At 71.5% G+C, this 19904-nt stretch carries 21 protein-coding genes; 10 read left to right on the forward strand and 11 right to left on the reverse strand.

Annotated elements, in window-relative coordinates; translation table 11 throughout:
• Window positions 1-28 precede the first annotated feature (28 nt).
• The 3 genes from AC529_RS10190 to AC529_RS19620 form a co-directional block, all read right to left on the reverse strand.
• Window positions 29-664, reverse strand: coding sequence for a signal peptidase I (locus AC529_RS10190; protein WP_232306684.1), 636 nt, complete (start codon window positions 662-664; stop codon window positions 29-31).
• A gap of 294 nt (window positions 665-958) precedes the next feature.
• Window positions 959-1744, reverse strand: coding sequence for a hypothetical protein (locus AC529_RS10195; protein ID WP_157080178.1), 786 nt, complete (start codon window positions 1742-1744; stop codon window positions 959-961).
• Entirely contained in the window at window positions 1731-2204 is a 474-nt protein-coding gene (locus AC529_RS19620) for a hypothetical protein (protein ID WP_232306685.1), read from the reverse strand. Before AC529_RS19620 ends, AC529_RS10195 begins: the two co-directional genes overlap by 14 nt.
• Window positions 2205-2631: 427 nt before the next feature.
• On the opposite strand from AC529_RS19620, the gene AC529_RS10205 reads away from it, so the two are divergent.
• The 3 genes from AC529_RS10205 to AC529_RS10215 all read left to right on the forward strand — a co-directional run bounded on the left by AC529_RS10205 (window position 2632) and on the right by AC529_RS10215 (window position 4525).
• Window positions 2632-3258 carry a TasA family protein gene (locus tag AC529_RS10205; protein ID WP_068756041.1) on the forward strand — a complete coding sequence of 209 codons (627 nt, stop codon included), beginning with the start codon at window positions 2632-2634 and terminating at the stop codon, window positions 3256-3258.
• Window positions 3259-3330: 72 nt separating this feature from the next.
• A complete protein-coding gene (locus tag AC529_RS10210; protein WP_068756042.1) occupies window positions 3331-3915 on the forward strand; it encodes a TasA family protein in 585 nt (194 codons plus the stop codon).
• 10 nt (window positions 3916-3925) lie between these two features.
• Window positions 3926-4525, forward strand: coding sequence for a hypothetical protein (locus AC529_RS10215; protein WP_068756044.1), 600 nt, complete (start codon window positions 3926-3928; stop codon window positions 4523-4525).
• Between the two features lie 69 nt (window positions 4526-4594).
• On the opposite strand, the gene AC529_RS10220 is transcribed toward AC529_RS10215, so the two are convergent.
• Both AC529_RS10220 and AC529_RS10225 read right to left on the reverse strand, forming a co-directional pair.
• On the reverse strand, window positions 4595-5089 hold the full coding sequence (locus AC529_RS10220) for an ATP-binding protein (protein ID WP_068756855.1): 495 nt from the start codon (window positions 5087-5089) through the stop codon (window positions 4595-4597).
• A 412-nt stretch (window positions 5090-5501) separates the two neighbouring features.
• Window positions 5502-5783 carry a GlsB/YeaQ/YmgE family stress response membrane protein gene (locus AC529_RS10225; RefSeq protein WP_068756046.1) on the reverse strand — a complete coding sequence of 94 codons (282 nt, stop codon included), beginning with the start codon at window positions 5781-5783 and terminating at the stop codon, window positions 5502-5504.
• Window positions 5784-6006: 223 nt separating this feature from the next.
• Between AC529_RS10225 and AC529_RS10230 the strand changes: the two genes are divergently transcribed.
• On the forward strand, window positions 6007-6645 hold the full coding sequence (locus tag AC529_RS10230) for an aldehyde dehydrogenase family protein (protein ID WP_068756048.1): 639 nt from the start codon (window positions 6007-6009) through the stop codon (window positions 6643-6645).
• Window positions 6573-6728, forward strand: a complete 156-nt coding sequence (locus tag AC529_RS21335; protein ID WP_394326444.1) for a hypothetical protein — start codon at window positions 6573-6575, stop codon at window positions 6726-6728. The genes AC529_RS10230 and AC529_RS21335 overlap by 73 nt, the downstream gene beginning before the upstream one ends.
• A gap of 25 nt (window positions 6729-6753) precedes the next feature.
• Here the strand turns inward: AC529_RS21335 and AC529_RS10235 are convergent, their stop codons facing one another.
• The 3 genes from AC529_RS10235 to AC529_RS10245 form a co-directional block, all read right to left on the reverse strand.
• A complete protein-coding gene (locus AC529_RS10235) occupies window positions 6754-7317 on the reverse strand; it encodes a hypothetical protein (protein WP_157080179.1) in 564 nt (187 codons plus the stop codon).
• An 82-nt stretch (window positions 7318-7399) separates the two neighbouring features.
• Window positions 7400-8014 (reverse strand): hypothetical protein, encoded by a 615-nt coding sequence (locus tag AC529_RS10240; RefSeq protein WP_068756052.1) that lies wholly within the window; start codon window positions 8012-8014, stop codon window positions 7400-7402.
• 138 nt (window positions 8015-8152) lie between these two features.
• Entirely contained in the window at window positions 8153-8992 is an 840-nt protein-coding gene (locus AC529_RS10245) for an SDR family oxidoreductase (RefSeq protein WP_068756055.1), read from the reverse strand.
• A gap of 153 nt (window positions 8993-9145) precedes the next feature.
• Here AC529_RS10245 and AC529_RS10250 point away from each other — a divergent pair, with 153 nt between their 5' ends.
• The 3 genes from AC529_RS10250 to AC529_RS10260 all read left to right on the forward strand — a co-directional run bounded on the left by AC529_RS10250 (window position 9146) and on the right by AC529_RS10260 (window position 13468).
• A complete protein-coding gene (locus tag AC529_RS10250; protein WP_068756057.1) occupies window positions 9146-11524 on the forward strand; it encodes a phosphoketolase family protein in 2379 nt (792 codons plus the stop codon).
• Window positions 11524-12609: an acetate/propionate family kinase gene (locus tag AC529_RS10255; RefSeq protein ID WP_068756059.1), complete on the forward strand. Its 1086-nt coding sequence runs from the start codon at window positions 11524-11526 to the stop codon at window positions 12607-12609. The genes AC529_RS10250 and AC529_RS10255 overlap by 1 nt, the downstream gene beginning before the upstream one ends.
• 85 nt (window positions 12610-12694) lie before the next feature.
• Window positions 12695-13468 (forward strand): thioesterase family protein, encoded by a 774-nt coding sequence (locus AC529_RS10260; RefSeq protein WP_068756061.1) that lies wholly within the window; start codon window positions 12695-12697, stop codon window positions 13466-13468.
• A gap of 76 nt (window positions 13469-13544) precedes the next feature.
• Here AC529_RS10260 and AC529_RS10265 read toward each other — a convergent pair whose 3' ends face one another.
• From AC529_RS10265 to AC529_RS10275, 3 genes are all read right to left on the reverse strand, one after another.
• On the reverse strand, window positions 13545-14552 hold the full coding sequence (locus tag AC529_RS10265) for an LLM class flavin-dependent oxidoreductase (protein WP_068756063.1): 1008 nt from the start codon (window positions 14550-14552) through the stop codon (window positions 13545-13547).
• A 26-nt stretch (window positions 14553-14578) separates the two neighbouring features.
• A complete protein-coding gene (locus AC529_RS10270; RefSeq protein WP_083948107.1) occupies window positions 14579-15481 on the reverse strand; it encodes a carbon-nitrogen hydrolase family protein in 903 nt (300 codons plus the stop codon).
• Between the two features lie 61 nt (window positions 15482-15542).
• Window positions 15543-16901, reverse strand: a complete 1359-nt coding sequence (locus AC529_RS10275) for a dihydroorotase (RefSeq protein ID WP_157080180.1) — start codon at window positions 16899-16901, stop codon at window positions 15543-15545.
• 483 nt (window positions 16902-17384) lie between these two features.
• Here AC529_RS10275 and AC529_RS10280 point away from each other — a divergent pair, with 483 nt between their 5' ends.
• The gene (locus AC529_RS10280; protein WP_068756069.1) at window positions 17385-18200 is read left to right on the forward strand and encodes an enoyl-CoA hydratase/isomerase family protein; all 816 of its coding nucleotides are present in this window, start codon (window positions 17385-17387) and stop codon (window positions 18198-18200) included.
• Between the two features lie 121 nt (window positions 18201-18321).
• The gene (locus AC529_RS10285; RefSeq protein ID WP_083948109.1) at window positions 18322-19863 is read left to right on the forward strand and encodes an ABC transporter substrate-binding protein; all 1542 of its coding nucleotides are present in this window, start codon (window positions 18322-18324) and stop codon (window positions 19861-19863) included.
• The last annotated feature ends 41 nt before the right edge of the window (window positions 19864-19904 follow it).

A 19904-nucleotide genomic window follows, 5' to 3' on the forward strand; every position in this document is an offset into this window, starting at 1 on the left:
CGCGGGGACCGGGGCGCGACGCGGTTCGTCACGACGTGCCCCCTTCCCCTGTCCCGGGATGCGTCAACTGCTTCTTGTCGCTCTCGGACGGTTCGTCGCTGCCGAGCGCCACGCTAAGCAGCCAGATGCCGAAGACGAAGAGCAGACCGGCCAGTGCGTAGAGGAGGGTCGGCCCCTGGACCAGGGCCTGTTGGGCGTAGCCGAAGTAGGGGATGTGGTACCACAGCCGTCCCCGGACGGCGGAGGCGGGAACCGGGGGATCGTCGGGGACCGTGTTGGCGTCGCCCTGGGTGTGGAAGAGCAGGCCGTCGTCGGTCGTCTCGACGTCGATGACCCGGTGGGTCACCAGGGGGACGGCCGCGGGGTCGGCGATCTCGGTCTGCGCGGGCGTGGCGTGGGTGAACGTGATGACGTCGCCCACCTCGATCTCGGCCGGGTCGACGGGACGGGCGATCACCACCGAGCCGACCGGGAGGGTGGGCTCCATGCTGCCGCTGAGCACGATCAGGGCCTGTGCTCCGGTGATGCGGGGCAGGAGCGCGACGGACACGACGATCACCAGCGCGACGAGCACGAGGACCGCCACCGCGGTCTGGAAAAGCGCGGAGAGGAGGCGGAGGACGACGGAACGCCCCCGGCGGCGAGAGCCCGGCTCTTCTGCCACGTGGCCGTTCTCGGAGGATTCTCCGGAAGGCGGTGTTGTGCCGTCGAGCGGGCCGGGGCGGTTGTCCATGCGATCTCCCCTTCGCGTTCGCGTGCCTCGCGGGCCTGGTCACCGTCGCGGGCCGCGCGGGCGCGCGGGACGGAAAGCCCGTTCCCGCACAACGCGCCGAACGGACGGAGGCAGCAGCACAAGATCGTGCTGCACGTCAGCGATTTTACGGAGAATTGATAAAGAACGGGATGGAACACGTGACTCAGAGTTTTCCCGGCATACCTCATTAGGCGTCAGGAAGCATCAGCAATCGGCGGTCTGGTCCGCCGACGGTTGTTGTGTGCTTCCGCGCCCCGTCGCGAGGAAGAAGACCAGGCCCCCGCTCGCGACCAACGCCACGGCCAGACCCACCAGCAGCATGATCCGCGCCCCGGTCAGCGCCAGGTCCGCGGAGGGGCCGCTGCCGACCGCGGTCGACCGCAGCTCCACCCCGTCCTCCAGCACCACCGGCGCGGTGCCCGTGATCGCCTCGGCCCGCCAGACCAGCACGAAGTCCACCGAGTCGGTCTGCACCTCGTTGCCGGTGCCGAAAGGCAGGCTCAGGCCGACCACCACCTCGGCCTCGCCCCGGGCGGGGACGGTGATGATCTGGCCGCTGCCCGAGACGGCCTCGTTCAGCGGGGAGCTGAACAGGCGGGTGTTGCCCGGGATGCCCAGCCGTAACTCCAGGTGGTCGCCCAGTTCGCCCTCGCCCTCGCAGGTGTCGTCGACGCGGGACTCGGAGCCGTTGCACCCGTTGTCGCTGTTGTGCAGGCTGTCCACCCGCAGACCGAGCGTCACCGGCTCCGGGCGCTCGTTGACCACGTTGACCAGCCAGGACTCGCGGTATCCGGGGGCGATGTCCGACACGCTGAAGTCGTACAGGCCGCTCACGTCCACCTCTCGGTCGACCCGGAGCGTCCCTCCGGACCGGGGAGGCTGCTCGGCCAGCGCCGAGGTCCCCGAAGCCAGGAACAGGACGGGACACAACAGGGCCGCGGCGACCCGTGCGGTGGTCGACCGTGCGGTGTGGTGCTCACTCCTGAACAAGGTGGTCGCCTCTCGGTTCTCGCACGGCGGGCGGGTCCGAGCCGAAGAGGGACGGGCCGCCGTGGGGGGAGCGGGGCGGACGGTCCTGGCCGTCCGGTCGGGGTGGACCGCTCGGGGGAGTCTGCTCCCCGGCCCCTCCCGGGGGAAGCTCCGGACCGGTGTCCGGCTCCGTCGGGGGTGCGGAGGGCGAGGGGGACGCCGCGGGGGGCGTCTGTGCGGGTGCCGACGGGGACGGGGAGGCAGACGGAGACGGGGAGACCGACGGGGCGAGCACCTCGAAGGGCGGGGTGGTGGCGCGCACCGTGAAGGCGGCGCTCGTCCCCTCCAGGGGCAGGAAGGGCAGGACGACCGCGGCCGACACGCCGGCGAACACCGCGGCCAGGCCGAGGAGGCGGCCTGCCGCGGTCAGCGGACCCGGCAGCCGCGTCGCAGCCTCGACGTCGGAGTCAGCGCGGTTCATCAACCCCTCGATCCTCGAACCGGGGTGCGTCGCGGGCTGTTTCCGGCGGTCCGGCCCACGACCACGGATGTCACCGACCAGACTGCCCAAGACGGAGAGACGGCTCATCGCCAAAAAGGGGGAAACGACTTCGTTCACTTTGGGGATGACCGCGGACCCGCCGAATCGGCAGAGTCTCTACACAGCAGAACCGGAGAGTTCGGCGGCGGGGCGCTTCCGCAGCGCCGTGCGGAGGCACTCCGGGCAGCCGGTCCGCGCCACATCCCCCTGACGGTCCCGCTGCGCCGCTTCGGCATCCCCGGCGCGCAACGGGACGGTTCGGCGCACGGCCTGCCCCCGGCGCACCCTCGGGGCCGCCGCCTCCGGTTCTGCTGCCCCTCGCGAACTCCCCCGGCTTCGCCGATGCGGCGTGAAAGGAAGGGCCGTTGTGGCCACCAGGATGAGCAAGAGGAAAAGACTGGTCGCGGGCTTGGGCGCGGCGGCGCTGATCGGTGCCGCGGTGGCGATCACCGGCGGCACCTACGCCTACTTCACCGACAGCGCGCAGACCGCCGAGCAGGCGATCACCGCCGGTGACCTGGAGGTCCTCGTCGACCAGTCCGGCCAGGGGGTGTCGAACCGCCCGGTCAACGTCACCAACGCCGCCCCCGGCGAGGTCTACGTCGAGGACCTGACCTTTCCCCACATCGGCCACAAGTGGTACCGGCTGAAGGTCACCAACGCCGGAAGCATCGACGGCGAGATCAGCTCCCTGGAGATCGTCGACCTGACCGGCAGCACCCCGAACCTGGCCGACCGGTTGCAGATCCGCGCCGTCGTCAAACAGCTCGACTTCGAGCCCGGCTCCTTCGGCAACCCCGGCTTCGAGCCGCTGGACAGCGGCACGCTGACCAACCTCCCCGGGATCAAGCTGGTGCCCGCGGGCCACTCCGTCTACATCTACTTCCAGATCGAATGGCCCAACGGCAGCCCGGAGGAGGACAACCCGTACATGAACGCGACGACCTCCTTCAAGTTCCGGGTCAACCTGGACCAGGTCAACCAGGGGAACTAGCCGTGGCGCGCCCGCACCGGAAGGGAGCCGGTGCGGGGCGGTCGCAGGAATCCGGGGAGATGAGGCGCGAGCATGAGGAAGAGGACCGCTCTGGCCCTGGGAGTCGCCACGGCCGGCGCGGCGCTGCTGTTGACCGTCGGCGGTACCTACGCCTACTTCTCCGCGAGTGCGGTCTCCGAGCCCGGCCAGATCACCGCGGGCGACCTCACGGTCGAGGTGGACGAGCGCAGTCCGAACGGGAGCAGCGGCCTGGTCGGCCTCGACGGGGCCGCACCGGGGGGACGCTGGCCGGAGTCCTCCACCGAGTCCTACACCCTGGTCATCACCAACACCGGTTCGCTTCCCGCGCTGATCGACTCCATCGACGTGGTGGTCACCAGCGAGGGACGGCCGGACCTCAGCGAGGCCCTGGAGATCAGGTACAGCCTCGTCTCCGGCGACCACGGACCGAACTGGTCCCAGGGCAGCGGCTGGGTCGGACTGGACCCGGGGCCGGTGCTCGACCGCCTGCCCCGGCGGCCCGCCCCGATCCGGCCGGGCCGGTCCAGCGCCCTCCACTTCCAGCTCCGGTGGCCCGACGGCGCGCCCGAGTACGACAATCTCTTCCAGGGAGCCGGGACCGAGTTCATGTTCGACATCACTCTCGGCCAGGCGTGACAGGGGGCGGATGAAGAGGACGAGGCTCGGCGGACCCGCGTTGGCGGCGGCCAGCGTCGCGGCCGCCGCGGCAGCGGTGTGCGGGGTCCTGGTGACCACTCAGGCGGCGTTCACCGCGCGGACCGCCACCGAGGCGCTGCCGGTCTCGGCGGGGCGCCTCGACGTCGCGCTCACCACCTCGCTGAGCGGGGCGGGCCCGGTCCGGGTCGACTTCTCCGAGGCGGGGCCGGACCTGATGTGGCCGGAGGAGGGCGCGTTCACGGTGTCGCTGCGCAACACCGGGGACCTGGACGGGAGGATCTCCGCCCTGGAGACGGTGGAGGTCGTCGACGGGGGGACCGCCGGCTCCGGGGCGCTGAGCCGGGCGCTGGAGGTGGCGGTCAGCACCGATCCCGGGCAGGACTGGCACGACCCGGCGCTGCGGTGGGAGCCGGTCGCCGACCAGGCGGCTCCCGAGGGCCGGGTCGTCGCCTCCGACCTGGGGAGCCTGCCCGTGGGGCAGACCCGCACCGTCCATCTCAGACTGCGTTTCACCGGAGGGGAGGAAACCGCCTCCACCGGGGCGACCGTCTCGTTCCGACTGGCCGCCACGGTGACCCAGGCGCACTGAGCGGGCCGGGGACCGCGCAGCGGTCTTCCCCGGCCCACGGTGCCCTGGACGGCGGAGGCCGGGAGCCGATCACGGGCTCCCGGCCATTTCCATCTCGGGGACGAGCAGGAACTCCACCCAGGTGGTCATCGAACCGTCGGACGCTTCGAGGCCCTGGTCCGACGGTCGGGCGCCGTCCGATGGAAAACGCCCCCATGCGCGGGACAGCACGGAGGCGATGAACAGGCCGCGTCCGCTCTGCGCCTCCTCGGGCGGCAGGACGGCGCGGGCTGCCTGCCGGGGGACCTGGGACTGCTGGCCTTGGTCGGTGATCTCCAGACGCAGCAGCGTCGGAGGGTCGCCCACGGTGGTGAGGGCCACCCGGACCGTCCCGCCCGGTTGCCCTGACCTGGTGTGTCTGATCGCGTTGGTGAACAGCTCGCTGGCGACCAGTTCCACCGAGTCGCGGACGGCTGGATAGGAGAGCAGCAGGGAGCGGACCCAGGAACGCACTCGGCCGCAGTTCTCGGCCGTCCCCGGGAAGGTCCGCGTCGCCTGGATCGGGCCTCGGGCGTCATCGCTCATGGGCATCACCATTCCTGGGCGTCGCATCGGATCGCACGGGGGACGGCTATCCGGTAACCGGTCCCTAACGCCCTGGAACGGTATTCCGGTCCTCCTTTTTTGTTCTCCGCCCGCATGACCTGTCGGGGAAGAGGAGTGCGGGCACGCGTCGGCTCCCGCGGAGTGCGCTCCGCGGGAGCGCGGGGCACCGGCGGGGCCGGAGCGGAGGAGAAGAAAGGCACGGGGATTCCCCGACGGAAAAGAGCAGGAGAATGCGGGGAGAGACGGTTCCCGCGCCGCCGGTTCCTCCGGCCGTCCGGTCGTGGGACATTCCAGAAACGGGAGGCGTGATCTTCCTTGTCGCGGTTGCGGACACGAAGAAGCCCGCGTCCTCGGGGGACGCGGGCTCCGTGCGGTCCGGGCGCCGCTGCCGTCAGGCAGGGCTGTGCCGACGGCGTCCGCCGCGCATCATCGCGATGAGGTAGACGCCGACCGCCGCCAGCGCGACCTGGACGATCAGGGTCAGCCAGAAGGAACTGGTGAAGCTCGCCATGATCGCGGTGCCGACCAGGGCCGCGGCGATGCCGATGACGATGGTCAGCCAGATGGGCATGTCCTGCTTTCCGGGGACGATGAGCCGTCCGAGCGCACCGACGATCAGGCCCACGAAGAGCGCGCTGATGATGGTGCCGAAGAAACCGCCGCCGATTTCCATGCTTACCTCCCGATTTATCTGAGACACTCCCCAACTGCCCGCAGGTGCCGGAAAGATGCGCCGGGGCGGCGGGAGCGCGCGGCGGCCGGTGGGGCGCAGCGTGACCGAACGGTGGCAGAAACCGGATGAAGCGGACGCGGTGCGACACTATGCTCTTCGGCGGAGCCGACGGACCGGCCGCGGTTGCGGCCGCGTCGGCGGTGCCCGTACGGAGAGGACGGCGATGACCAGCGACACGGGAGGCGACGCCGCCGCGCAGACGGCCGCCGGTCCGGGCGGCCCCGCGGACAGCTACCCGGTGACCGCCCACGACGGGACCCCGCTGGGCCGGGTGCCCCGGACCTCGCAGGCCGAGGCCCACCGCGCGGTGCGCGCGGCCCGCACGGCCGCCCGGGACTGGGCACGGCGCCCCGCCGGGCAGCGGGCGCAGGTCCTCGACCGGATCGCCGACGCGCTGCGCGCCCGCCGCGCCCGCCTGGTCCAGGAGGTCGTCGACGCCGACGGGGTCACCCGCGACCTGGCCGAACGCCTGGTGGCCACCGCCGCCGACCGGTGGACCCACTACGCCGAGCGGATCGCCGAGGGCGCGTGCGCCGGGCGGGAGCCGCTCGGCGTCGCCGCGATCGTCGCCCCGCCGTTCGGCCCGCTGCTGGGCCTGGTGTCCCTGCTCGCCCCGGTGGTCGCGGGCGGCAACGCCGCGGTGGTGGCGGTCAGCGAGCGCGCGCCGCTGCCCGCGCTGACCCTCCCGAGGCGCTGGCCGAGGCGGAACTGCCGGACGGCCTGGTCGCCCTGCTCACCGGCGCGACCGCCGACCTCGCGCCGCTGCTCGCCGCGCACCCCGACATCGACGCCGTCGACCTGACCGGCGCCGGAGAGGCCGCACCCGAGCTGGCAGAGCGCGCCGTCGGCAAGCGGGTCCTGCGCCCCGAGGGGCGTATCGACTGATTCGCCGATCCGGGGACCGACCGCCTCACTGCGTTCGTGCGCCCCGCAGGGTGGCCGGCTGCGCCGGGGGCCACAGCAGCACCGACGCCAGGGTCGACTGCACCCGGGTGAGCGCGACCACCAGCAGCGGGACCAGCCAGAGCGCCACCAGTCCGCCCAGCGCGTGCACCAGCCACGCCCCCGCCAGCGAGGGGCCGCCCCACGCGCCGGCCGTGAGGGTGGCGACGTCGGGCTCGGCGAGCAGCCGGATCGGATAGGCGATGTTCAGCACCACGATGGCCCAGCCGTAGCCGGCGAACACCGCGGCGAGTATGTCGAAGGGCAGCGAGACCAGTCCGTGGCCCACCACCCTCGGCCAGGTGGGAGCGGCGCGGCCCGGCGAGGCGTCGAGCAGGCTCACGGCGAGCTGCCGCCGGACCCGGGCGGCGGTGCGGTGGCCACCGAAGACCGCCACGACGAGAAGACACACCCCCACCAGCGGGGAGATGATCGCGTACAGCGTCCTCCGCCACGTACTGCCCTGGAACGGAAGTCGCAGCAGCCATCCGAGGAAGGACTGTCCCGTCCTGTTCTCCGCCGGTCCGCCCATGGCCACCTCCCTGGTCCTTCTTTTCCGGTTACCCGTGGCGACGTGCTGAAACGTCGGGAGGCCAAGGCGGGTGCGCGGCGGTTCAGTCCAGCAGGTCGGGGCTCTTGGCGGTGCTCTTGCGGGTGGTGCGTGGGCGGCTGCGCACCTTGCGGGAGGGGATCTCGGGGGCACCCGCGGACAGCGGGTCCTCGGGCGGCAGGAAGCCGTTCGACTCGTCCTCGGACGAGGCGGCGCCGCCGGCGCGGATGTTCAGCGCCTCGTTCTCCACGCTGCGCATGTCGCGCAGGGTCTCGGGAGGCTGCGGCAGGCGGTCGCCGCGCAGGTGCGCGCCGAGGACGGCCAGGCCGTGGTCGCACAGGATCTGCCGGGCCCGCGCGGCGGGGACCCCGCTGAGCTGCTCCAGCTCCGGCAGGCTGCTCTCGCGGAGCAGGCGGATCACCTCCTGCACCGCCTCCCGGGGGCGGCGCGCGGTGATGGTCGCGGCGAGCAGTTCCGCCTCGGCCAGCGCGGTCCTCGACGAGGCGCTCTCGGGGGCGTCGCGCTGCGCGATGAGCAGGCTGGTCAACTGGCGGGTCGCGGTGCGCGAGGCCGCCCGAGCCTCGGCCCGGCGAGCGTAGCGCCCCTGGAGCCAGGTGACGGTGGCGCTGGTCACCAGACTGACGGCGCCACCCGCCAGGACGAGGAGGAAATCGTTCATGACTACGCTCCGTGCGGGAGGGGAAACGGATGTTCGGTGAGCATGGCCACCTTGAGGTGACTTGTCAAGAAGTAACAGTACGAACCGGGCGAAGGGGATGCCGGACCGTCGGGCGGCTCCGTCCCGGCACGCCCCGCGTCAGTAGGTGAACCCGCCCTCGCTGTGGATGACCTGGCCGGTGATCCACCGCGCCTCGTCGGTGGCCAGCCAGGCGACGAGCCGCGCCGGGTCGTCGGGGAAGCCGCAGCGGCCGAACGGCAGCATCGGCCGCAGCCGGTCCATCAGCTCCCGGGTGATGTACCCGGTCTGCACCGGGCCCGGGTTGACCGTGTTCACCGTGATGCCGCGCCGCGCCAGCTCCGCGGCGACACTCGGCGTGATCGCGGCCAGCGCCCCCTTGGCCGCGGCGTAGCAGATCTCGTCGGGCATGGGCCGCGCCTGGCCGGAGGTCATGAAGACCACCCGCCCGCCCGCGCGGCCGTCGTGCTGCGCGGCGAACTCCCGGGCCAGCAGCAGCGCGGACCGGGTGTTCACGGCCCAGTGCGCGTCCAGCATCGCCGCGTCCACCTCGGGCAGGCGGCCGTCGCGCCCGCTCAGCGCGTGGTTGGCCACGAGGACGTCCACGTGCCCGAACTCGGCGACCGCCGCGGCCACCACCCGGCGCGGCGCGTCCGGGTCGGCCAGGTCCGCCGACAGGTCGGCCACCCGCGCGCCGGGGGCGGCCAGCGCCTCCCGCACCCCCGCGAGCACCGCGGCCACGTCGTCGCCGCCCCACGGCTGCTCCTCGTCGTGCGGCCGGTAGTGGTGGCAGAACACGCTCGCCCCGTAGGCGGCCAGCCGCCGCGCCACCGCGTAGCCGATGCCCGCGCGCCTGCTCACCCCGGTGACCAGGGCGACCCGGCCGCGCAGCGGCAGCGGCGCGCGGGCCAGCTCCGCGGCCGACGGGCGGGCGGCCGGGACCGGATCGTCGTTGTCCATGGGGGGACTGTCACACACCGCGCCCCCGCGCGCATCCTCTTTTCTCCCCGCCCGCACCGGGCCGCCCGCCCCGGTGCGGGCGGGATCCGCATAGAACGGCGGCGGCGTCGGTAGTGGAACCGGGGTGACGTCCACCGAGCGGAGGAAAGACGGATGACCGCGACCGAGCACGTTCCCCGCCAGAGCCTCACCGCCGCCGAACTCCAGGAGGTCGACCGGTACTGGCGGGCCGCGAACTACCTGTCCGTCGGCCAGATCTACCTGATGGACAACCCGCTGCTGCGGGAGCCGCTCGCCCCCCGGCACGTCAAGCCGCGGCTGCTCGGCCACTGGGGCACCACGCCGGGCCTCGCCTTCGTCTACGCCCACCTCAACCACCAGGTCCGCCGCCGCGACACCGAGATGATGTGGATCGTCGGCCCCGGCCACGGCGGACCCGCGGCCGTCGCCACGGCCTGGCTGGACGGCGTCTACTCCGAGGTCTACCCGGACGTCGGCCGGGACGCCGACGGCATGCGCACGCTGTTCCGCCAGTTCTCCTTCCCCGGCGGCGTGCCCAGCCACGCCGCCCCGGAGACGCCCGGCTCCGTCCACGAGGGCGGCGAGCTCGGCTACGCGCTGGCCCACGCCTTCGGCGCCGCCTTCGACAACCCCGACCTGGTGGTCGCCGCCGTGGTGGGCGACGGCGAGGCCGAGACCGGGGCGCTGGCCGGGAGCTGGCAGTCGGTCCGCTTCCTCAACCCGGTGCGCGACGGCGCGGTCCTGCCGATCCTGCACCTCAACGGCTACAAGATCGCCGGGCCGACCGTACCGGCCCGCATCCCCGAGGAGGACCTGCTCGCCCAGTTGCGCGGCCACGGCTACGCACCGCACGTGGTCGCGGGCGACGACCCGGACACCGTCCACCAGGCGATGGCCGGGGCCCTCGCCTCCTGCCTGGAGCGCATCGACACCATCCGGTTCCGCGCCCGGCACGGCGGCAGCGGCGTCGAGAACCTCCGCTGGCCCATGGTCGTCCTGCGCACCCCCAAGGGCTGGACCGGGCCTGCCACCGTGGACGGGCAGCCGGTGGAGAACACCTGGCGCTCCCACCAGGTGCCGCTCGCCGCGGTCCGGGAGAACCCCGAGCACCTGCGCCTGCTGGAGGAGTGGCTGCGCAGCTACCGGCCCTGGGAGCTGTTCGACGAGGACGGCGCGCCCCGCCCGGAGACCACCGCCGTGGTGCCCCGCCCCGGGCGCCGCATCAGCGGCAGCCCGCACGCCAACGGCGGCCTGCTGCTGCGCAGCCTCCGCCTGCCCGACCCGCGCGACCACGCCGTGGAGGTGCCGCGCCCCGGCACGGAGAAGGCGGAGGCCACGCGGGTGCTCGGCGGCTACCTGCGCGACGTCGTCGCCGCCAACCCGCACAACTTCCGGATCATGGGCCCCGACGAGACCCAGTCCAACCGGCTCGGCGCGGTCTTCGAGGCCACCGACCGGGCCTGGACCGCCGCCCGGCTGCCCGTCGACCGGCAGCTCTCCCCTGACGGGCGGGTCATGGAGGTCCTCAACGAGCAGTTGTGCCAGGGCTGGCTGGAGGGCTACCTGCTGACCGGCAGGCACGGCCTGTTCAACTCCTACGAGGCGTTCATCCACATCGTGGACTCGATGGTCAACCAGCACGCCAAGTGGCTGAAGGTCTCCCGCGGCCTGTCCTGGAGGCGCCCGGTGGCCTCGCTGAACTACCTGCTCAGCTCGCACGTGTGGCGGCAGGACCACAACGGGTTCAGCCACCAGGACCCCGGTTTCGTCGACCACGTGGTCAACAAGAAGCCCGAGATCGTCCGGGTGTACCTGCCGCCGGACAGCAACACCCTGCTGTCCGTCATGGACCACTGCCTGCGCTCGCGCGACTACGTCAACGTGGTCATCGCGGGCAAGCAGCCGCAGCTCAGCTACCTGCCCGCGGACGCGGCGGCCGCCCACTGCGCGCGCGGCGCGGGCGTGTGGGAGTGGGCGGGCAGCGAGGACGGCGCCGAGCCGGACGTGGTGCTGGCCTGCGCTGGGGACGTGCCCACCCTGGAGACGCTGGCCGCCGCCGACCTGCTCCGCCGCCACCTGCCGGAGCTGCGGGTGCGCGTGGTCAACGTGGTGGACCTGATGCGGCTGAGCAACGAGGGCGAGCACCCGCACGCCATGACCGACCGCGAGTACGACACCCTGTTCACCCGGGACCGGCCGGTGGTCTTCGCGTTCCACGGCTACCCGTGGCTGATCCACCGGCTCACCTACCGCCGCGCCGGGCACGACAACCTGCACGTGCGCGGCTACCGGGAGGAGGGCACCACCACGACGCCGTTCGACATGGTGATGCTCAACGACCTGGACCGCTTCCACCTGGTGATGGACGTGGTCGACCGGGTGCCGGGGCTGGGCGTGCGCGCGGCCGGGCTGCGCCAGCACATGATGGACGAGCGGCTGCGCTGCCGCGCCCACACCCGCGAGTACGGTGAGGACCCGCCCGACATCCGCGACTGGGTATGGGAGTACTGATGCGGGTCCTCGTGGTCAACACCGGGTCCACCAGCGTCAAGCTCCGGCTGCTCGACTCCGACGACACGCTGCTGGGCCGGTGCGACCTCGACGTGGTCGACGGCCGCCTGCCCGTCGACGAGCTGGCGGAGGCGCTGCGCGGCCTCGGCGCCTGCGACGCGGTGGGGCACCGGGTGGTGCACGGCGGCACGGCCTACCGGTCGGCGGTGCGCATCGACGACCGGGTGTGCCGGAGGCTGCGGTCGCTGGTGGAGCTGGCGCCGCTGCACCAGCCGCAGGCGCTGGCCGCCGTCGACGCGCTGCGCCGCCTGCTGCCCGGGGTGCCGCAGGTGGCCTGCTTCGACACCACGTTCCACAGCACCCTGCCGGAGGTGGCGGCCACCTACCCGCTGCCCGCCGAGTGGCGGCGCCGGTTCACGCTGCGCCGCTACGGCTTCCACGGGCTGTCGCACGCCTACGCGGCGCGCCGCGCGGCCGAGCTGACCGGCGGCGACCCGGGCCGGACGGTCACCGCCCACCTGGGGGCGGGCGCGTCGCTGGCGGCGGTGAGCGACGGGCGCTGCGTGGCCACCACCATGGGGTTCACCCCGCTGGAGGGGCTGGTGATGGCGACCCGCGCGGGGGACGTGGACCCCGGGCTGGTGCTGTGGCTGCTGCGGGAGGGGCGCGTCACCTACGAGGAGCTGGACCACGGCCTCACCCACCGCAGCGGCCTGGCGGGACTGGCGGGCACCGCCGACATGCGGGAGGTGGTGGAGCGCGCCGGGGCGGGCGACGCCGCGGCGCGGCTGGCGCTGGACGTGTACGTGTACCGGCTGCGCGGCAAGGTCGCCGCGATGGCCGCGGCCCTGGACGGGCTGGACACCCTGGTGTTCACCGGGGGCGTGGGCGAGCACCAGCCCGCGGTGCGGTCGGGGGCCGCGGCCGGGCTCGGCTTCCTCGGCGTCCGCGTGGACGAGGCGGCCGACCGGGCCGCCGAGCCGGACGCGGAGCTGACCGCCGCGGGCTCGCGGGTGCGGGTGTTCGTGGTCGCCGCCCGCGAGGACCTCCAGATCGCCGGGGAGACCCGGGAGGCGCTGGCCTGATCCGGCCGCCCCCACCCCCCACAGAACAGAATCCGGTTCGGTAATCTCTGGTCGTCGTTCCACCCCGCCCAGCGAGGACCGAGCCATGAGCGAACCGGCGGAAGCCTTCTACCTGCCCCTCGGGGACGGCCGGTACGAGCCGACCCGCGCCACCGAGAGCCCCTGGGACCCGCAGGCACAGCACGGCGGCCCGCCCACGGCGCTGCTGGGGCACCTCCTCGACGCCGCCGCCGGTCCCGGCATGCGCCTGGCCCGGATCTCCGCGGACTTCCTCGGCGCCATCCCGCGCCGCCCCTTCCGCGTCGAGGTGGCCGAGCTCCGGCCGGGGCGGCGGATCGCCCTGTTCGAGGCGCGGATGGTCGTCGACGGCCGCCCGGCCGTGGTCGCCCGAGCCTGGGCGATCGGGACCGGGCCGACACCGCCGTCCTCCGGGCGGCGGATCGAGCCGCCCGCCCTGCCCGGCCCCGGCCAGGAGCTGGACCTGAGCGGCTGGGGCTACGGCGAGGCGGTCGAGTGGCGCTTCACCGGCGGCGGCAACGACGCCTCCGGCTCGGCCGACGTGTGGACCCGGGTCCGCATCCCGCTGGTCGCGGGCGAGAAGCTCACCGGCCTGGCCCGCACCCTGGTCGTCGCCGACTCCGCCAACGGCCTGTCCGCGGCCCTGCCGATCGAGGAGTGGCTGTTCATCCCGCCGTCCATCACCGTCACCCTGGCCCGCTTCCCCGCGGCCGAGTGGGTGCACCTGGCCTGCCGCTCCCACCTGTCCGCCGACGGGATCGGCGTCTCCCACGCCACGCTGTGCGACCCCGACGGCCACCTGGGCGAGGTCAGCCAGCCGCTGCTGGTGCGGCCGCGCTGAGCGCGGCGCACACAGCACGAGGGCCGCTCCCGTGTCCGGAGCGGCCCTCCCAATCCAGGAAAACCGAGGAGAGTGATCAGCGAATCGCCGGGATGACCTCCTTGCCGAAACGCTCGATGCTGCGGCGGACGAGCTCCATCGGCATGCCCGGGAAGTTGAGGCGGACGATCAGGTGCGTCACGCCCAACGTGTCCCGGTGGTACAGGCATTCCTCGATCACGTCGTCGACGCCGCCGACGATGAACCGGTTGCGGGTCAGCTCCGCGAAGTTGCTGATGTCCGCACCGCTGTTGCCGGGCACGTTGTTGCCCATGCCCCAACTGTAGTAGGCCTTGTACTTCGCGCCGATGTACGGCTCGGCCTCGCGCAGCGCGCTCTCCTTGTCGTCGCCGACGAAGAGCTCCACGCACTTGGCGAAACCGTTGTCGTTGGGCAGGCCGGCCTCTTCCCGGGTCTTCCGGTACAGGGCGACCTGGCGCTCCATCTCGCCCCACTCGGTCATCGACGTCGCGATCCAGGCGTCGCCCTGGAGGGCGGCCCGCTGGATCGCCTTGTCGGCGGTGGCACCGAACCAGATCTGCGGACGGGGCTTCTGGAGCGGACGCGGACTGATGGTGACGTTGTCGAGGGTGAAGTGCTTGCCCTCGAACGACACGTTCTCCTCGGTCCACAGCCGCTTGAGGATCTCCACGCCCTCGACCAGGCGGCCCACCCGGTCCTTCTTGTTCAGTTGGAAGGCCTTGAACTCCTCGTCCCGGTAGCCCAGGCCCACGCCGAGGATGAGCTTGCCGCCGGTGATGATGTCCATCGTGGCGTACTGCTCGGCGACGTCGACCGGGTTGAGCAGCGGAAGCAGCAGCAGGTTGGTGCCCAGCCACATGTCCCCGGCCTCCGCGGCCAGCCGCCCCAGGAGGGGGGTGGTCTGGAGGTACTGCTCGGGAGCGCTCAGGAAGTGCTGGCCCAGCCAGATGGCGTCGTAACCGTTGTCCCTGATGAGCCTGGTCTGCTCGACCATCCCCTGGAAGGCCGCGTAGATGTCCTGCTGGGGCCCGTACTGCGACCCGAGGAAGACCCCTACATCCATGTTCTTCTTCCTAACTGTGGAGGGGGTTACAGGACGCCGCGGGCGATGTCGTCGCTGAGCGTGCGGTACAGCTCGGGACGACGGTCACGGAAGAACGTGTAGCGGACTCCGTGCTTCTCGATCTCGTCCAGGTCCAGCTCGGCCTTGAGGATGTGCGGTCCCTCACCGGCCGGGGCGGCGGCCAGCTCCTCGCCCAGCGGGCTGATGATCCGGCTCGCGCCGAAGAAGTGCCGCGGACCCTCGGTGTGCTCCACACCGCCCTTGTTGGAGGCCACGACGAACAGGCCGTTCTGGATGGCGGCGGTGCGCAGCTCCCCGCCCCAGGAGTCGGCGCGGTTGGGGCCCCACGCGGCGACCGGGACGAACATGATCTTGGAGCCCTGGAGCGCGAGCACCCGCCACGCCTCGGGGAAGGAGCGCTCGTAGCAGATCAGGATGGAGATCTTGCCGTACTCGGTGTTGAAGGTGGCCAGGCCCGGCCCCTCCTTGAAGTAGTAGCGCTCGTTCAGGCCCGGGGAGTAGCTCCACTGGTCCGGGATGTGGTTCTTGCGGTACACCCGCACCTGGCGGCCGTCGGGCAGGTCGCCGGGGATCAGCTCGCCGTCGCGGCCGATGACCGCGACACTGTTGTAGAACTCACCCTTGACCTCGCCCTTCTCGTAGAAGGGGAAGAGGACGTAGCTGTTGAGCTGCTTGGCCAGCTCCTGGAACCGCTTGACGGAGGGGCCGTCGATCGGCTCGGCGAGCTTGAAGTGCTCGGGGGAGTTGAAGCCGCAGAAGTACTGGGTGTTGGACAGCTCGCTGAACAGGACGAAGTCAGGAGAGTAGTCCTTGGTCGCCTCGGCGACCAGCGCCAGGTTCTCCTCGACGTTCTTCTCGGTGTCGGTGGTCGCGGGTCCGTTCTGGACCAGAAGCACTTTCGCCTTCATCGGAGGGTGTCCCCGCTTTCTTGTCGTGTGTTGAGGAAGTGGGCGTGGGTGGTCCGTCGGGTCAGCGGGCGACGAAACGGCCGTTCGGCTCGCCGACGATCTCCCCGTTGAGGGCCACGGTCCGCCCGTGCGAGATCGTGCGCACCGGCCAGCCCTTGAGGGTCTGGCCGTCGAGGATGCTGTACTCCGCCGAGCTGCCCAGTGCCGCGTGGTCCACGACGCGCTCCGCGTCGAGGTCGCACAGCACGAGGTCGGCGTCGGCCCCCGGGCGCAGCGTCCCCTTGTTCGGCATGGAGAAGATCGACGCGGCGTTGCCGGAGAGGACCTGGGCGATGCGCTGGAGGCTCATGCCGCGCTTGTGGTGGCCCTCGGAGAGCAGGACGGGCAGCGTCGTCGCCATGCCGGGGAAGCCCGCCGCCGCCGACCAGATGTCGCTCTGCTTGCGGTCCAGCGGAACCGCGCAGTGGTCGGTGCCCACGGTGTCGATGTCGCCGGAGATCAGGCCCCGCCACATCGCCTCGACGTCGTCGGCGGTGCGAACGGGCGGGTTGATCTTGGCGAGGGAACCGACCGGGCTGTCGTAGGTGTGGGTGAGGTAGTGCGGGCAGGTTTCGATCCTGACCCGGCCCCCGGCCCTCTTCTCCTGCACCGCGGCCTCCAGGCTCTCCCGGGAGCCGATGTGCACGAGGTAGACGGTGGCGTCCGTCCGCCGGGCGAGGAAGGCGACCCGGTGGATGTTCTCCGCTTCGGCGAACGCGGGACGGGCGGCGGACCAGGCCCGTAGACCGGTGGCTCCGGACTCGCGTACCTGCCGCATCGTGCGGTTGACGATGTCGGTGTTCTCGGCGTGGACGCAGGCCACGCCGTTGTGCTCGCCGAGCAGCCGCAGGCCCTCCAGGAGGAGGCCGTCGTCGCACTCGTTCACCATGCCGACGGTGGCCCCGTCGGGACCCCGGTAGGCCATGTAGAACTTGTGCGAGCTGACGCCCGCGGCCGCGTAGCGGGGGATCTCGTTGACCTGGGACTCCGCCAGCATGCCCAGGTGCAGCGCCACGTCGACCACGGCCCGGCGGTTGATGGCCTCGACCAGTTCGGGAATCTCGTCGTAGGGTGCCGGCTCTGCGCCCTTGTACTGGCGGTAGAAGCTCATGACCGTGGTGACCCCGCCGAGTGCGGCGGAGCGGGTCTCCGTGGCCAGGTCCTCCTCGAAGGGCAGCGCGTACCCCAGGTGCGTGTGCGGGTCGATGACTCCCGGCATGACCACCAGGCCGGTGGCGTCGATGGTCTCGTCCGCGTCGGGCCTCTCGTGCGGTGCCAGGACGGCGGCGATGCGACCGTCCTTGATGCCCAGGCCACCCCGCAGGGTGCCCCACTCCGGGTCGACGAGCAGTCCGCCCGTCACAGCAACGTCGAAGCGCACGAGACCTCTCTCCGTGGGATAGGGGGTTGACGGCGGGACACGGTGGCGACCGGTTGCCACCGGCCGACCCCAGTTGGTTCACTGACCGAACTGACAGTTCATTTTTGATGAGTGGGGGCTCCCTGTCAATGGAGCCTGCGTGCGCCCGGCTCGGGGGCGGGGTTCCGGACGGGCGTGTCAGAGGCCCTGAACTGCGGCGGGGTGCGGGATTTCCGGGCTTGCGGGAGGGCGGTCAGGGCGGGGCGGTGCCCCGGAAATCACATGCGCGGCGGAGCGTGTCGACTCGGGTGCGCAGAGTGTGCGACGGGGGTGCCGTGTTTGCGGAGCGTTGGGGTTCAACTGCGAAAACGTATGTCTGACCCCGTCTTTTGTTGCGTGCGCATGAACTTGGCTTGCTTCCTCTTGACATCGCGGGTACCGCTCGGGTCCACTATCCAAATCGATGGTTCAGTGTTTGGACCAAGACGTGAGATGGGAGCGAGTGTGGCCTACGAAGACATCCGACTGGAACGCGACGGCCAGGTGGCCGTGCTGACCCTGGCCCGTCCGAAGGCCCTGAACGCTCTGCGGGCTCAGACAGTCAACGAGCTGAACAGCGCCATCGATGAAATCGAGGCGGACGAGCAGATCAAGGTCGTCGTGCTGGCGGCGGAGGGCGAGCGCGCCTTCTCCTCCGGCGTGGACCTGGTGAACGACCCCGCCCCCAAGAACACCGTGGAGACGGACCGCATCGCGCAGCGCAACGCGCGGATGATGGAGCGCCTCTGGTACCTGGACCGGGTGCTGATCACCTCGGTCAAGGGCGTCGCCCTGGCCGCCGGCTGCAACCTGGCCCTCATCGGCGACCTCACGGTCTGCGGTGAGTCGGCCTCCTTCGGCGAGCCCGAGATCCGGCACGGCACCCTCTCTCCGCTGCTGCTCCTTCCGTGGCTCACGCATTTCAAGGTGATGAACCACATGTACTTCACGGGCGACAGCGTGAGCGCGCAGGAGGCGTACCGCATCGGGCTGGTCAACAAGGTCGTCCCCGACGACCAGGTCGACGAGGCGGCGATCCGCATGGCCAAGAGGATCGCCAACGCCCCGCTGCTGACCCTCCAGGCGGTCAAGCGCTCGGTCCGGATGATGTACGACACCCAGGGCTTCCGCGGTCTCCAGATGGGGCACCGGTTCGCCGACACCCTGGTGCTCGACTCCACCGGCGTGCCCGAGCGCGACCGGCTCCGCGAGATCCGTGCCGAGCACGGACTGAAGGCGTTCCTCCAGGCGCGTGACACTCCCTACCGCGAGGACGCCTGACCCCACCGATCTCCAGTGGGCCGCCCGCACGGTCCGCTGGCCGGGCTGCCTCCTGACCTCTCGGGAGGTCGGCCGCCCATCCCTCCCACAACCCTGGCACCAAGGAAGGACAAACACCTCCATGGACTACACCAGGGGAAAATGGGCACCCCGCACTGCCGCGGCGGTGGCCCTGATCACCACCCTCACTCTGACTGGCTGCGGACTCAGCTCCTCGGGTGACCAGGAGGCCGCCACCGACGACATCACCCTGCGTGTCGGCATGGGTGTCGACGTCCAGAGCCTCGACCCGCCGAACTTCTCCCTGGCCGCGGACTTCACCCGCCTCGACCTGCTCTACGACCGCCTGATCGAGCTGGGTGAGGACGGAAGCCCGCAGCCCAGCCTCGCCACCTCCTGGGAGCAGAACTCCGACACGGAGTGGACCTTCGAGCTGCGCGAGGGCGTCAAGTTCACCGACGGGACCGACTTCAACGCCGAGGCCGTCAAGAAGAGCCTGGAGCGCGCCGCCAAGTCCGCGCAGGGCAGCGGCTACCTCGGCGTGATCGAGGAGGTCGAGGTCGTCGGGGACTACGAGGTCAAGCTGCACCTCTCCGAGCCGTTCTCCGGCCTGCTCAACAACCTGTCCGTGCCGGTGTCCGGCATCGTCAGCCCCAAGGCCATCGACGAGGACGAGGAGGGACTGGGCTCCAACCCGGTCGGTACCGGCCCCTACACCCTGGAGAGCTGGGACCCCGACGAGCTCATGGTCCTCAAGCGCAACGAGGACTACTGGGGCGAGAAGCCCACGGTGTCGACCCTGGAGATCTCGATCATCCCCGAGGCCAGCACCCGCTTCTCCGCGCTTCAGGCCGGCGACGTCGACGTCATCGAGAACCCGCCGCCGTCCGAGCTGGACTTCATGCGCGAGTCCGACGCGCTCACCGAGCTCATCGAGCCCAAGGCGCAGCCGGTCTTCCTCGGCTTCGAGCTGGAGGAGATCCCGGACGTCGACGTCCGCCGCGCGATCGCCATGGCGATCGACAAGGAGGCGATCGTCGAGGACGTGCTCGAGGGCGTGGGCGACGTCGCCAACCAGGGCCTGGTCCCGCCGGCGCTGGTCACCCAGGAGGACGACCCGATCAACATCGACTACGACCCCGAGGAGGCCAAGAAGCTCCTCAAGGAGGCCGGAGTCGACGAGGTCACCTTCGACCTGGTCCTGCCCAGCTCGTACTACCTGAAGGACGAAGAGGTCGCTCAGGTCATCAAGTCGCAGTTGGAAGAGGTCGGCGTCACCGCCAACCTGGTCGTCCAGGAGTCGGGCACCTGGTTCACCTCGCTGCTGGAGCACGAGACCCAGATGTACTGGCTCGGCTGGGGCATGACCGCCGGGGACCCGGCCGACATGCTGAAGCGGGTCTTCCACTCCGAGGCGGTCAACAACATGTCCGGCTACTCGGGTGCTGACGAGGAGATCGAGGAGCTCGCCGTGCTTCCCGTGAAGAGCGAGGAGCGCGAGGCGACGATCAACGAGATCCAGCGCCGCATCGTCGAGGAGGACGTCGTGGTGGTGCCCATCTACTACTCGACGAACTTCTACGCCACCAGCAGCAGTGTCGAGGGATTCCACACCACGAGGTCGACCCTCTGGGACCTGACCGAGGTCACCCTCAAGCAGTGACCGTGTGAAGGGCGCCGGGGAGTCCTTTCCCGGTCCTGGTT

Source organism: Thermobifida cellulosilytica TB100 (assembly GCF_001517975.1).
In the GTDB taxonomy this organism is placed as follows: Bacteria; Actinomycetota; Actinomycetes; order Streptosporangiales; family Streptosporangiaceae; genus Thermobifida; species Thermobifida cellulosilytica.